We start from the raw sequence: 14894 nt of genomic DNA on the forward strand, positions 1-14894 counted from the left end.
GGGCCACTAAGCACCTCACATTTCAACTTAAAACAACTGATAAATACTCAAAAATGAAGAAGCACATATCTTTCTCAATACTCTTGCTACTAGTTTGTGGCTGTTTACATGCCCAACAGCGACAGGCACCGGCATATCCTTTAATAACACATGATCCTAACTTTAGTATTTGGTCATTTGGTGATAATATAAATGCTCAACCTACCACCCACTGGACAGGTAATAACCAGAGTTTAGTGGGTCTGGTTACTGTAGATGGCACAACTTATAGATTCCTTGGCGGAGATGTGAAAAATTATAATGACATCTTACCTGCTGCTAATAACCAGTCCTATTCTGTAAAAATCAGCGAAAAAATGCCCGATAATGGCTGGGAAAAGGCAGGTTTTGACGATAGCTCATGGAAAACAGCAAAAGCTCCTTTTGGAGACAAAAAAAATGTAGGAACACGATGGGCAAGTGAAGATCTATGGTACCGCAGATCATTCGATTTAAAATCTACTTCTTTTGACGATCTTTTTCTCAAATTACATCACGATGATAATGTAGAAGTGTTTTTAAATGGCGAAAAAATCTTTGCTAAAGAGGGCTGGAATGATCAATTTGATTATTTCCCTATTCCAAAGTCAGCTCAGGCAAAACTTAAAAAGAGTGGTAACGTTTTAGCCATCCACGTTAAAAACTCAGCAGGAGGAAGATATTTGGATGCCGGTCTTGCCGAAGTTAAAAAGTCAAAAGCTAATGTAGAGCTTGCCAAACAAATAAATCTCGATCTTACAGCTACACAAACAAGCTATACATTACAATGCGGAGGTATAAATGTAGATCTCACTTTTACATCACCTCTATTGATGGATGATCTTGATTTATTAGCTCGCCCTGTTAGCTATGTTTCTGTAAAAACCACTCCTAACGATAACAAAACCCACGATATACAGGTGTATTTTGGGGCATCATCAACTATTGCTGCAAATGACTCAAGTCAAACAATCACAACTTCTGCAGGCAGTACTTCTGGTTTGTCATTTTTAAAAGCAGGTACTCAGGAGCAGCCTGTTTTAGAGAAAAAAGGAGATAACTTAAGGATTGATTGGGGTTATATGTATGTCGCTACACCAAAAGAAGCTAATGCAAAGCAAAATGTATCATTGGCTTCTGCAGCAGCAACACAGTTTATGAGTAATTCCTTAAAAGCTTCAGAGAAGACGGGGACAGATTTAATGCTAAATACTGTTTTTCCTAAAGAAAAAATTTCTGCAGAAAAAGAGCATTTAATTTTATTAGGATACGATGATATATATTCTATTAATTATTTTGGAACTCAATTGCGACCATGGTGGAATATTGACGGAAAAAACAGCATAGAGAAGGAGTTGCAGCTAGCATATTCTGATTACGACAAAGTAATACAGAAATGTACAGATTTTGATACAAAAATGTACAAGGATGGCTTGAAAGCTGGTGGTAAGGAATATGCTGAAATACTAGAAATAGGATATCGCCAGGCAATTGCAGCACATAAACTTACAAAAAGTCCTGACGGGGAGATTCTTTTTCTTTCTAAAGAGAATTTTAGCAATGGCTCTGTAAACACAGTAGATGTCACCTATCCTTCAGCACCACTATTCCTGATTTATAATCCAGATCTGTTGAAAGGAATGTTAAACGGCATTTTTTATTATTCTGAAAGCGGTAAGTGGAAAAAGCCTTTTCCTGCGCATGATCTTGGTACATACCCTATCGCTACAGGGCAAACCTATGGTGAAGATATGCCGGTAGAAGAGTCTGGAAATATGGTTGTGCTTACGGCTGCAATCGCTAAGGCAGAAGGAAATGCAGACTATGCAAAGAAGCATTGGGAAACACTTACTATCTGGGCAGATTATCTTACTGAAGCTGGTCTGGATCCTGCAAACCAGCTATCTACTGATGATTTTTCAGGCCATTTAGCACGAAATGCTAATCTCGCAGTGAAAGCTATCGTTGGCGTTGGTGGATACGGATATATGGCAGAACTATTAGGTAAAAATGAAGATGCAAAAAAATATAGCCAAATGGCTAAAACCATGGCTAAAAAATGGATGACTCTGGCAGATGCCGGTGATCATTATGCTTTGACGTATGATGATAAAAGTACCTGGAGCCAGAAATATAATTTAGTTTGGGATAAATTAATAGGTCTGGATATTTTCCCTAAGGAGGTATTTAAAAAAGAAATCAAATACTATTTGACAAAACAAAATGATTATGGTCTTCCACTTGATAATCGTGCTGATTATTCAAAATCAGACTGGATTATATGGACGGCCACACTTGCAGATGATGAGGCTACATTTGAGAAAATAGCTGATCCTGTTTACAAGTTTGCTATAGAAACAGGAGGCAGAGTACCTATGAGTGATTGGCATTTTACGAGCAGTGGAGATGTAAGAGGTTTTCAGGCGCGTAGTGTTGTGGGCGGCTATTTCATAAAACTTTTAGAAAAAAACTGGGACTAGATTTCTAAGTGTTAACACGAGTAATTTCAGATCATCTTGAGAATAAAGTATTAAATAAAAAGACACTATGAAGAGCATTCAACTACATAAAATGTTGCTTATAGGAATACTTGCTTTTATCCAGGCAAGTGTTTTTGCGCAGTGGGAACCGGCGGGCAATAAGATAAAAACAGAATGGGCAGAAGAAGTTAATCCTGAACAGGTTTTGAAGGAATATCCACGTCCTATAATGCAAAGAACAGAATGGAAAAACCTAAATGGTCTCTGGGATTACACTATACAGCCTAGCGGAAAAACAGCACCTCAAAAAAGTGATGGGCAAATTTTAGTTCCTTTTGCAGTTGAATCCAGCCTGTCTGGAGTGATGAAAAATGTGGGTAGTGAGAATGAAGTTTGGTATAAGACTGATTTTGTAATTCCAAAGAGTTGGAAGGGGAAGAACATACTTTTAAATTTTGGCGCTATTGACTGGCAGGCAGATATATGGCTAAATGATATTAAGGTAGGAAGTCACAAAGGAGGATATGATTCCTTCTCGTTAGATATTACTCCTTTTCTAAGTAAAGACAAAAGTCAACAATTAACTGTGCGAGTATGGGATCCTAGCGATGAAGGACCACAGCCCAGAGGTAAGCAGGTGAAGAATCCTGAAGGAATATGGTATACTCCTGTTACCGGGATTTGGCAAACTGTCTGGATTGAACCTGTAAGCGCGTCTAGCTTTGAAAGCTTGAGATTTGTCCCAGATATCGATAATGATCTTGTGCATGTATCTGCTGTAGGAAGAAATTCTTCTTATGGCGATATTGTAGAAGTAACAGTTTATGATGATGGCCAGGAAATTAGCAAAACCAGATCTGTTTTAGGAGAAGACTTTGACATTCATGTCAAAGAGCCTAAGCTATGGTCTCCAGAATCCCCTTTTTTATACAGAACTATGATAAGACTCATTAACAATGATAAGGTTAAGGATGAGGTGAAAAGTTATTTTGCAATGCGTAAAATATCGTCAAAACGGGATGATAATGGTATAGTGAGGATGCAATTGAATAACAAAGATTATTTTCAATTTGGTCCTTTAGATCAGGGTTGGTGGCCTGATGGTCTCTACACCGCTCCTACAGATGAAGCTTTAAAATCTGACATAATTAAAACTAAGGAGCTTGGTTTTAATATGATACGTAAACATGTAAAGGTAGAGCCTGCGCGTTGGTACACACACTGTGATGAATTAGGTATTTTAGTATGGCAGGATATGCCTAATGGAGGAAGGGGTCCTGGCTGGCAATCCCGTGATTTCTTTAAAGGAAGTGAAGACCAACGTAGTGATGCGTCTGAAGCAATTTATCGTAAAGAATGGAAAGCTATTATGAATGAATTGTATTCTTATCCCAGTATTGTAGTGTGGGTTCCTTTTAATGAAGCGTGGGGCCAATTTGATACAGAGGAGATTACTGCCTGGACTAAACAAAATGATCCTTCTCGATTGGTGAATTCTGCCAGCGGCGGGAATCATTTTCAAACTGGCGATATTTTAGACCTGCATAATTATCCTGGGCCTGATCTCTATTTATACGATGCAGAGCGAGTAACAGTATTAGGAGAATATGGCGGGATAGGTCTCCCGTTAGAAGATCATTTATGGAAGACAGATAATAACTGGGGTTACGTTCAATTCAAAAATTCTGATGAGGTAACACAGGAGTATATAAAATTCTCAACGAAACTTTCCCAACTAGTTAAAGCAGGATTCTCTGCTGCGGTATATACCCAGACCACAGATGTAGAAGGAGAGGTTAATGGTTTAATGACCTATGATCGTAAAATAGATAAAGTAGACATTCAACAGATCCGAAAAGCAAATCAGGATGTTATTAATACTTTAGATTAAGTATGAGAAATACTCAATTAACTGTATTAAGACATCTTTTGTTTTATGTGTTTGTTGTTCTCGCCGGGTGTAAAGAGCGGCCTGAGAGTAAGGAGGATTTGAGTAATATTAGTAAAAGTGTAAAAGAAACTTTTACAAATCCCATTTTGACTTCCGGGGCTGATCCATACAGTACATATGTGAATGGTTATTATTACTATACAAACACATTAGGTAATCGTCTGGTTATATGGAAAACTAAAAACCTGGCAGATTTGTCCTCTGCCCAGAAAAAAACAATATGGATTCCACCAAGTGACACCTTATTCTCTAAAGAAATTTGGGCTCCTGAAATTCATCATATTAATAACAAGTGGTATGTATATTTTGCTGCAGATGATGGTAATAATGACAATCACAGGATGTATGCTATTGAGAATATATCAGACGATCCTTTAACTGATCAATGGGAATTTAAAGGAAAAATCGCCGCACCTTCTGATAAATGGGCTATTGATGGCAATGTCTTTGAATATAAAGAGCAATTGTACATGATATGGTCTGGATGGGATGGTGATGAGAATGGTACTCAAAATATCTACATAGCTAAGATGGAAAACCCGTATACCATAGAAGGAGAGCGGGTTAAAATTGCGACACCCACTTATGAGTGGGAAAAACATGGGGATTTGGGCGAAAATTCAGAGCCTCCACACGTGAATGTCAATGAAGGACCACAGTTTCTTTCTCACCATGATTCAGTTTTTATTGTCTTTTCGGCAAGTGGATGTTGGACAGATTTTTACAGTCTGGGTTTATTGCAGTTTAATGGTTCTGGTAATTTGCTAGATGCTTCGGCATGGGTAAAAAATCCTAGGCCATTTTTTAAGCAATCTCCTGACAATTCAGTTTATGCACCAGGGCATAATTCCTTTTTTAAATCTCCAGATGGAAAAGAAGACTGGATACTTTACCACGCTAATTCAAACCCGGGAGACGGTTGCGGTGGAAAGCGCTCTCCTCGTATGCAAAAAATTAACTGGAACAACGATGGGACACCTGATCTGGGAGCCCCGGTTACTGAAAAAACAGTATTAGAAATTCCTTCGGGAACAAAATAATAAGCTATGCAATTGAAAAAAATTATATCATTCGCAGTAATGTTATGTGTTATCTGCTCTTGTAAAAACAAAGCAACTAAAACAGAAGATGAAGAGATATCATCTAAACAAGTGATACTTCAGGCGTCAAAGACAAACTTGAAATTACAGGGTTTTGATACAATAATAGACAATAAAAAGGCAGGCTTATACTGGTTAAACAACGATAGTATAATTGCGGCATTTACAAATTACGGAGGGCGTCTTGTAGGGTTATGGGTGCCAGATAAAAATGGAAAAATGACAGATGTTGTGGTGGGAATGAATAGTGCCACTGCTTATGCAAATTCTACAGAGCCTTATTTTGGAGCTACTATAGGTCGCGTAGGTAATCGTATAGCTAAAGGAAATTTTGCTTTAAACGGAAAGAATTACACCATTCCTACAAATAATAATGGGAATACCTTACATGGTGGAAATAAAGGATTTCAATATGTTGTTTTTGACGCTTCACAACCCGATGAAAAGACATTGGTGTTACAGTATAAATCTCCTGATGGGGAAGAAGGTTTTCCGGGAAATCTCAATGTGAAAGTGACGTATTCTTTGACCAGTGATCGAGCTGTAAAAATGGAATACGAAGCCACAACAGATCAGCCTACACCTGTGAATTTGACAAATCATGCTTTCTTTAATCTCAATGGCGAAGGAAGCGGATCAATTCTAAATCATCGTGTTCAAATCTATGCTGATAAATTTACTCCTGTTGATGGTGGACTTATTCCTTCAGGAGAATTGAGAAATGTAGCCAACACTCCTTTCGATTTTACTGATGCGCATACCATAGGCGAGCGCATAAAAACTGAAAATAAACAGTTAGAAAATGGTGGCGGATATGATCATAATTTTGTGCTGAATGCAAATCAGGGAGAAGAGATGAATCATGCTGCAACAGTAATCGGCGATAAATCGGGTATAGAAATGAATATTTATACTCAGGAACCCGGATTGCAGTTCTACAGCGGAAATTTTATGCAGTCTAAAAACAGTTTTAAGTCTGGGGCAACTGATGACTACCGTACTTCTTTTGCTATGGAAACGCAGCATTTTCCCGATGCGCCTAATCAGCCTAAATTCCCTTCTATTATTTTAAATCCCGGCGATGTGTATCATACCATTTCTATTTATCGATTTGATATTCAGCAATAGAATGTCTTTTTAATTTAAAATCAAGGATATGATTCTAAAGCAATTAATAAATAGTAGGGGCACAATGCTATTTATAGGTATTTCATTTTTATTAGTAAGCTCCTGCAATTCTAATAAAGAGAATGTAGCACATCAGGATATTCAGGTTGTATCAATCCCAGATACGAGTACTGTAAATGTAAATTACATTAGTAATCGTAAGCCTCTTGAACCCAGTGTTCTTATCAAACTTCCCGTAGGAGCCATAAAACCAGAAAATTGGCTGCAAGAAACCCTAAAACGGCAGGCAAACGGGCTTATGGGCAACCTTGGTGAAATAAGTGCATGGTTGCAGGAAAAAGATAATGCCTGGTTAGCAGAAAATGGTATAGGATCCTGGGGGTGGGAAGAAGTTCCTTATTGGTTAAAAGGTTATGGTAATACTGCTTACATTCTGGAAGATGAAGCGATGCTAAAAGAATCACGTAAATGGATTGAAGCAGCAATAGCGAGTCAACGACTAGATGGTAATTTTGGTCCTAAAAGCATCGGTGAAGACGGGACTCAGGATTTTTGGGCAAATATGATTATGCTTTATTGTTTGCAATCCTATTATGAGTACGCTAACGATGAGCGTGTAATTGATCTTATGTCAAACTATTTTAAATATCAATTGAATGTACCTGATGATCAATTTCTTTCTAAAAGCCATTACTGGCAGCGTGTGAGAGGAGGGGATAATCTTTATAGTGTAGTATGGCTATACAATCGTACAGGAGAGAAATGGTTACTTGATTTAATAGAAAAAATACATAGAAATACTGCGCCGTGGGAAAAAAGGGATAATACGCTTGATGAAATAAACAACTGGAAAGAAAAACGTGAAGGTAATGAGTGGCCATCATGGTATGCTAATCTGGTAGACTGGCATAATGTAAATATAGCTCAGGGATTTAGAGAGCCTGCGCAGTATTATCAATTAAGTCATGATAAGAATGATCTAAAGGCTACCTATGATGATTTTAAAATAGTAAGAGATCATTTTGGTCAGGTTCCTGGAGGTATGTTTGGTGCTGATGAAAACGCCAGACCTGGTTATAGTGATCCTCGACAAGGTATAGAAACCTGTGGTGTAGTAGAGCAAATGAACTCAGATGAGCACCTTTTAAGAATCACCGGAGATATTTTTTGGGCAGATCATGCCGAGGAAGTTACATTCAATACCCTTCCAGCAACTATGATGCCTGATCTGAAATCCCTTAGGTATATTACAAGCCCCAACATGGTGATGAATGATGATCAAAACCACCGGCCAGGGATTATGAATGACGGTCCATTCTTAATGATGAACCCGTTTAGTTCAAGATGCTGCCAGCATAACCATGGTCAGGGATGGCCTTATTTAATCGAAAATCTATGGATGGCCACTCCGGATAATGGTTTAGCAGCCGTAATTTATGCGCCATCTACCGTTTCTGCTAATGTCGCCGAAGGTAAAAATATTACAGTAACATCAAAGACTAACTACCCTTTTGAGCAAGACATTAACTTTACTTTACATACGCAGGAAAAGGATTTAGAATTCCCGTTTTATTTCAGAATTCCTGCATGGGCAGACACAGCTTCAATTTTAATAAATGGTAAAGCAATAGAGGTTACGCCTGAAGCTGGTAAATATATACGCATAGATAGAATTTGGGATGATGGAGATGAGGTTACATTGTCATTGCCTAAAGAACTTCATGTGCGCAGGTGGGAACAGAATCAAAATAGTGTAAGTGTAGATTATGGGCCTCTTACATTCAGCCTTAAAATTGGCGAAGATTATGAGCGAAAAGAAAGTGATAAGACGGCCATAGGAGATTCAAAATGGCAGGAAGGTGTAGATAAGGAAAATTGGCCTTCCTATGAAATTCATCCTACAACCCCATGGAATTATGGATTAGTGTTGAATAAAGAAAATCCTGAAGAGTCTTTTACTATTGAAAAAAGAGAATGGCCTAAAAGTAATTTTCCCTTTACTCCAGAGGATGTGCCTTTTGTCATAAAAGTCAAAGCAAAACAAATACCTGAATGGACCGTAGATCAATACGGTCTGGCGGGAGAATTACAATCAAGTCCTGTACGCTCAGTACAGAAAACTGAAACCGTAGAATTGATTCCTATGGGTGCTGCACGTCTGCGTATTAGTTCTTTTCCGGTAATAGGAGAGGGTGAGAATGCCCATGACTGGAGAAAAACAAAATAAATTCAGCTCTTATTATATTAAAAGGGAGCTAAAGGCAATACGTATTCCTAAGCAAAACTAGTCAGGTTACAGTAATTTGTTTACAGCAACTAAACTAAAAAGACCTGCCAGGTGCTTAAAACCTGGCAGGTCTTTTCTTATCAATTCTTCTATATTTTTATTCGGTTTTCCCGAGCAGGCTTTTGTTAAAGAGATTTAAGATGCGTTTATACTCATCTGTCCAGCTGCTGGGTTCTACAAAGCTATGACTTTCTACAGGGAAGATTGCCATTTGCCAATTGTCTTTCCCAAGTTCTATTAAGCGTTGATTTAAGCGCACCACATCCTGAAAATGCACATTAGTGTCAACCATACCGTGTTCAATAAGGAGATCTCCTTTTAAACCTTCAGCAAAATAGATAGGAGATGACCGGCGATAGGCGATAGGGTCATCTGACGGTTCATTAAGGATATTTGATGTATAACCGTGATTATAATGTGCCCAGTCTGTTACAGAGCGCAAAGCAGCCCCCGCTTTAAAAGTATCTGGAGCGGTAAAAAGCGCCATTAAGGTCATAAAACCTCCATAACTACCGCCATAAATACCAACTTTATCAGGATCAATATCATAATTTTCGATTAGGTATTTTACGCCATCAACTTGATCGCTCAGGTCTTTTCCTCCCATATGGCGGTAAATTGCAGTTCTCCAGTCACGCCCATAACCGGCACTTCCGCGGTAATCTATATCAATTACAGTGTACCCAAGATCTGTAAGCATATTATTAAACATATATTCACGGAAGTAGCTTGACCACCATTTGTGTACATTTTGAAGATACCCGGCGCCATGTACAAAGACCACTGCCGCGTTATTCTTGGCAGCCGCATCAGGAACATACAATCTGGCAGGAACCATAGTGCCGTCTTCAGCTTTAAAGTTCACCTGTTTTGGGTCTCTCCAGACATAGCTTTTAAAAGCTTCAGATTGGCCGTGGGTGAGTTGTTGCGCTTCAGTTTTAGCACTGTTTTTTTTGAAATATAGTTCCCAAGGCTTATTGCTATATGAATAGAGAATTGCCATATATTTTTCATCAGGTGAAAGATGAACTTCATTGTTTCCTGTCATCGAGGTGAGCTTTGTCATTTTATCACCCATGACAGGCATTTTATAAAAATGACGCTCTCCCGCACCAACTTCTGATGTGGTCAAATACCAGGTTTTTTTATCATTTGACAAAAACGGATCAAAAACTTCATATTTTCCCGGAGTCAAATCTTTTTTAGTTCCTGTAGTAACATCCAGAATATATAAATGAGAAAAACCATTTTCTTCAGACTGAAAATAAATATGTTTATTATCGGGAAGCCAACCTAGAGTTCCCCCGCCAAAACTCCATCCTATGCCAGGACCGGCGACCCAGGCTTCGTCACGCTGGCGATCTAAATTTTTAAGCGTGCCGTCATTCAGGTTGAGTTCTGCTATCCAGCGGTCCTTATTATCTTTAGAACGTATGTTCACCACTGCTTTACTTCCGTCAGGAGAAAATTCGGCGCTTGAAAAGATGACATCGCGCACTTTTTCTTCCCATTCTTTATCGGGATAATCTTTTACATAATCTGGTAAATCCTTAATCCCGGGGAGGTCATCGGTTTTAACCATATAAACAGTATCTTTTTTAACGTCGTAAATAGCCAGCTCGACTTCAGTTTTATCATCGCCCACTTTACTACGCGTGTGGATGTCTGTAGTATAACCAGTTTCATCAACATAATTGGGAACTTCTGTTCCTTCGCCTCGATCTCGTTTAATAAGATTAAATGTGATATAATCAGCTGTAGGAGAAACTGTTAATTCGTTAATGGATTTATCGCCGAGATAAAAAGCAAAGGGCTCTTTTTCTTCAGTAGCTTCATTGTAAGCTTTGCTATTTTCACTGTTATCTTTGCGTTCTTTAACGATCTGTAATAACTCCAGATTTTCATCTTCAAGCCATTGATCTTTATCAGATAGTTTTTTCTCCTTGTCTTTGGGAGCATCGCCGCCCTGAATATTAGTAAGTCTATCCAGGCTTCCATTTTTTAAGTCATAAACGTAAGCATTGTCTTTATATTCAAAAGCGATTTTATTCTCATCTTTTAGAAAAACGGGACTTTGTATGCGCCCATCAAGTTCAATGAGTTGGCGGGATTGATCTTTTTTTATATCATAGAGAAATAAAGTACCGTTGTCTGTATATAGCTCTTGCGTTTTGCCTTTATTAAAACTGCTGCCGTATGGCGAAATCAATTTTCTTTTTTCGCTTAAGCTTACCTTTTCAATTTTATCTAGCGAATTGATATTTATCTTGTAAAGAGAATCAGCAGGATTCTTCTCAGGATTGTAATCAAAATAGATGTTTTCACTTTGAGCACCCCAATGTATATCTGACGGGAAAGTGCCCATCCATTGAGGGTCCTGCATTATTTTTTCTACTGAAAGTTCGCTGGTTTGCGAAAAACCGGAAGCTGTTACACTAATAAAAAAAAGGAAGGTTAAAACTTGTGACAGGGGTGAAGTAAACGTGATCATATATTGCGGTATAGAGCTTATAAAGTACAAGCAATATACAGAAATTGAAAGTTTACTAATGCAGAAAAATCGGTGTGATTCTGCTAAAAATCGGGTTCTTTGATAAGAAAATCGGCAAAAATGGAAGGTACATTATAGAATTGCTTTAAAAACAAAAAAGCCTCACCTGTTTTAGGTAAAGCTTCTCAATGGTTCTTACTACAAAACCACGTCCTGAATTATCAGGAACAACACAACGCTCTTGATTTCTAATAAAAGAAAAAAGCGGTCTGGACGGGACTCGAACCCGTCCCCAAAGCATTGGGGATGACAGGCATTAATTCTTTAAATCGTTTAAAGGGGAGTTAATCAGATTTTTGATTTGTTGCTTGCTATATTTTTTGAGTTTCTTTTCTCGAATGAGCGCTTCTCGTTTAGTTTGAAAAGTTTGTATAAAAACTAATTCCCACGGTCCTTTTCCTGAAGTGTATCTGCTTTGATCCAGATTATGTTGCGTAAGTCTTTTATGAGGGTTAGCAGAACTTCCGCGGTAGTAAATTCCCTGAGATTGGGAAAGGATGATGTATACGTAATATTCCATAGTTGGCCTAAAACAAAAAAGCCTCACCTGTTTTAGGTAAAGCTTCTCAATGGTTCTTACTACAAAACCACGTCCTGAATTATCAGGAACAACACAACGCTCTTGATTTCTAATAAAAGAAAAAAGCGGTCTGGACGGGACTCGAACCCGTCCCCAAAGCATTGGGGATGACAGGCATTAATTCTTTAAATCGTTTAAAGGGGAGTTAATCAGATTTTTGATTTGTTGCTTGCTATATTTTTTGAGTTTCTTTTCTCGAATGAGCGCTTCTCGTTTAGTTTGAAAAGTTTGTATAAAAACTAATTCCCACGGTCCTTTTCCTGAAGTGTATCTGCTTTGATCCAGATTATGTTGCGTAAGTCTTTTATGAGGGTTAGCAGAACTTCCGCGGTAGTAAATTCCCTGAGATTGGGAAAGGATGATGTATACGTAATATTCCATAGTTGGCCTAAAACAAAAAAGCCTCACCTGTTTTAGGTAAAGCTTCTCAATGGTTCTTACTACAAAACCACGTCCTGAATTATCAGGAACAACACAACGCTCTTGATTTCTAATAAAAGAAAAAAGCGGTCTGGACGGGACTCGAACCCGCGACCCCATGCGTGACAGGCATGTATTCTAACCAGCTGAACTACCAGACCATTAATTTTAAGAACTTGCTTTCTAAAACCACATCAGCGGTTCCTTTCTTGCGGATGCAAATATACACCGTCTTTTAGAGTACACAAACTATTTTTGAAAAAATTTTAGCTTATAAAAATTTCTGTCTTTCTATTAAAAAATTGCTAAGTATAGCAGCAAAACCTTTCTGTATGTTAGCATCCACATACTTAATGTTATACCGGGCGCATCGCAACTTTAAAGCATCAAAATAAACCTTGACATCGCTGGCATATTCCTGTTTAATATTATCTGCAAATACATCAATTGAGTCTCCGGTTTCTACATCTATGAATCTTTTAGGTGCATTATCGAAGTCAAAATTTAGCTCTTTATCGCCATCGTAGGTGTGAAACAGAACAACTTCATGCTTATTATACTTTAAATGCTGAAGCGCTGCAAACATCGTTTCCTGATCTTTTTCGTTTTGAAACATATCGCTGAATAAGAAAACCAGTGAACGTCTCTTAAGTTTTTCAGCTATAAGATGCAGGTTGGCATATGTATCTGTCTTTACCTGCTGCCTCTTGCGTACTATTATTTGATTAAGCTGGTCAAGCAGCATGTGATGGTGACGCTCGCTACCTTTTTCAGGCGCATAAAAATCGTAAGTCTCACTATAAATACTCAGTCCTACAGCATCGCGTTGCTTTTTCATAAGCTGCATTATAGCAGCAGATGCTAAAACTGAAAAGGATATTTTATTAACCTTATTAAGGTCATTAGCTTGCAGAACAGGATAGTGCATAGAGCTGCTATTGTCTATAATTAAATGACATCGCAGATTGGTTTCTTCTTCGTAACGCTTAGTGTAAAGTTTGTCTGTACGGGCAAAAAGCTTCCAGTCTATATGTTTTGTGCTTTCGCCGGTGTTATAGACTTTGTGTTCGGCAAATTCTGCAGAAAAACCGTGAAAGGGGCTTTTGTGCATCCCGGAAATGAAACCTTCAACAACCTGACCTGCCAGCAGCTCGAGGTTGTTGAATCCTGTGATTTCATTAAGTTTTGCCTGAATATTCAAAGTTGAGTTTATTTCGCAATAGCATCTACAATGCCATAGGCAACAGACTCGTCTGCACCCATCCAGTGGTCGCGGTTAAAGTCTTTCATCACTTTTTCAAAAGTCTGGCCACAGTTATCTGCCAGAATTTGAGCACTAAGTTCTTTAGTTTTTAAAATTTCCATAGCAGTAATTTCTATATCACTTGCCTGGCCACGGGCCCCACCGCTAGGTTGATGTATCATAACACGCGCATGAGGTTGTATAAACCTGCGACCTTTCTCGCCTACAGATAGTAAGATGCTTCCCATACTTGCAGCCAGACCTGTACATATTGTAGAAACCGGGCTTTTTATAGATTTTATCGTGTCATAAATAGAAAAACCAGCGGTTACGTAACCACCGGGACTGTTTATGTAAAATTGAATTTCATCATTGCTTATGGCATCTAAGTAGAGAAGACGATCTACTACATGTTTAGCAGATTTATCGTCTACCTGACCCCATAAAAATACTTTACGTTCATCAAGCAATTTTGAATCTATAAGATCTTGCGCTTTCGCTTTTTTATTATCCATGATTTTTTATTTAATCTTATTATTTATCCGGTTTACCAGATAGGACTTTCAAATATCGATTATTTTTAGGAGCTTTTAAAAAATGAAGTTCCATGGTCGCCATTTAATTAACTGGCACTTTGTCGATACTCTACTTTAGTTATTGTTCTAAAATAAAAAAGGTTTGGCTTTAAGCCAAACCTTATATTCTTATAAAGCTTTAGAGCTTATAGTAAATTGTCAATAGCTTCTGTGTAAACATTTTTAGGAGCTACACCTACCTGACGTCCTACAAGTTCACCTTTTTGAAACATCAATACAGTAGGAATATTTCTTACGCCATATTTTGCAGCAAATTCCTGATTAGCATCTACATCTACCTTGCCTATAATGGCCTTGCCTTCATATTCTTTGCTTATCTCTTCAATAACCGGGCCTACCATTCTACAAGGTCCACACCATGCTGCCCAAAAATCTACTAATACGGGTTTATCTGATTGCAACACAGTTTCGTCAAAGGTTGCGTCTGTTATTTCTAATGCCATAATAACTTCTATGTTTAATTTATATATGCAAAATTAGTCAATTATTATTCCAAAGCTTACATCTGCCAAATTAGATTTGACTATCTCAGCATCAGTT

The 14894-nt window shown here is 38.1% G+C and carries 11 protein-coding genes and 1 tRNA gene; 5 read left to right on the forward strand and 7 right to left on the reverse strand.

Features of this window, described 5'->3' with window-relative positions; all coding sequences use genetic code 11:
- Nucleotides 1–53: 53 nt before the first annotated feature.
- From ACH3PA_RS08605 to ACH3PA_RS08625, 5 genes are all read left to right on the forward strand, one after another.
- Nucleotides 54–2498, forward strand: coding sequence for a glutaminase domain-containing protein (locus tag ACH3PA_RS08605; protein ID WP_416445161.1), 2445 nt, complete (start codon nucleotides 54–56; stop codon nucleotides 2496–2498).
- A 67-nt stretch (nucleotides 2499–2565) separates the two neighbouring features.
- Nucleotides 2566–4389, forward strand: a complete 1824-nt coding sequence (locus ACH3PA_RS08610) for a glycoside hydrolase family 2 protein (protein ID WP_416445159.1) — start codon at nucleotides 2566–2568, stop codon at nucleotides 4387–4389.
- A gap of 2 nt (nucleotides 4390–4391) precedes the next feature.
- On the forward strand, nucleotides 4392–5489 hold the full coding sequence (locus tag ACH3PA_RS08615; protein ID WP_416445157.1) for a family 43 glycosylhydrolase: 1098 nt from the start codon (nucleotides 4392–4394) through the stop codon (nucleotides 5487–5489).
- A gap of 6 nt (nucleotides 5490–5495) precedes the next feature.
- Complete coding sequence (locus ACH3PA_RS08620) at nucleotides 5496–6677, forward strand: aldose epimerase family protein (RefSeq protein ID WP_416445155.1); 1182 nt, start codon at nucleotides 5496–5498, stop codon at nucleotides 6675–6677.
- Between the two features lie 28 nt (nucleotides 6678–6705).
- The gene (locus tag ACH3PA_RS08625; protein ID WP_416445153.1) at nucleotides 6706–8904 is read left to right on the forward strand and encodes a beta-L-arabinofuranosidase domain-containing protein; all 2199 of its coding nucleotides are present in this window, start codon (nucleotides 6706–6708) and stop codon (nucleotides 8902–8904) included.
- Between the two features lie 157 nt (nucleotides 8905–9061).
- On the opposite strand, the gene ACH3PA_RS08630 is transcribed toward ACH3PA_RS08625, so the two are convergent.
- The 7 genes from ACH3PA_RS08630 to trxA all read right to left on the reverse strand — a co-directional run bounded on the left by ACH3PA_RS08630 (nucleotide 9062) and on the right by trxA (nucleotide 14797).
- The gene (locus ACH3PA_RS08630; protein WP_416445151.1) at nucleotides 9062–11455 is read right to left on the reverse strand and encodes a prolyl oligopeptidase family serine peptidase; all 2394 of its coding nucleotides are present in this window, start codon (nucleotides 11453–11455) and stop codon (nucleotides 9062–9064) included.
- 316 nt (nucleotides 11456–11771) lie between these two features.
- Nucleotides 11772–12035 carry a GIY-YIG nuclease family protein gene (locus ACH3PA_RS08635; RefSeq protein ID WP_416445150.1) on the reverse strand — a complete coding sequence of 88 codons (264 nt, stop codon included), beginning with the start codon at nucleotides 12033–12035 and terminating at the stop codon, nucleotides 11772–11774.
- 177 nt (nucleotides 12036–12212) lie between these two features.
- Nucleotides 12213–12476 (reverse strand): GIY-YIG nuclease family protein, encoded by a 264-nt coding sequence (locus tag ACH3PA_RS08640; RefSeq protein ID WP_416445150.1) that lies wholly within the window; start codon nucleotides 12474–12476, stop codon nucleotides 12213–12215.
- A gap of 126 nt (nucleotides 12477–12602) precedes the next feature.
- A tRNA-Asp gene (locus ACH3PA_RS08645) sits at nucleotides 12603–12676 on the reverse strand.
- A gap of 110 nt (nucleotides 12677–12786) precedes the next feature.
- Nucleotides 12787–13716 (reverse strand): DUF58 domain-containing protein, encoded by a 930-nt coding sequence (locus ACH3PA_RS08650; protein ID WP_416445149.1) that lies wholly within the window; start codon nucleotides 13714–13716, stop codon nucleotides 12787–12789.
- Between the two features lie 8 nt (nucleotides 13717–13724).
- On the reverse strand, nucleotides 13725–14273 hold the full coding sequence (locus tag ACH3PA_RS08655) for a ClpP family protease (protein WP_416445148.1): 549 nt from the start codon (nucleotides 14271–14273) through the stop codon (nucleotides 13725–13727).
- A 206-nt stretch (nucleotides 14274–14479) separates the two neighbouring features.
- Nucleotides 14480–14797 carry a thioredoxin gene (gene trxA / locus ACH3PA_RS08660; protein WP_416445146.1) on the reverse strand — a complete coding sequence of 106 codons (318 nt, stop codon included), beginning with the start codon at nucleotides 14795–14797 and terminating at the stop codon, nucleotides 14480–14482.
- Nucleotides 14798–14894 lie beyond the last annotated feature (97 nt).

The organism is Leeuwenhoekiella sp. A2 (assembly GCF_047946655.1).
Lineage (GTDB): Bacteria > Bacteroidota > Bacteroidia > Flavobacteriales > Flavobacteriaceae > Leeuwenhoekiella.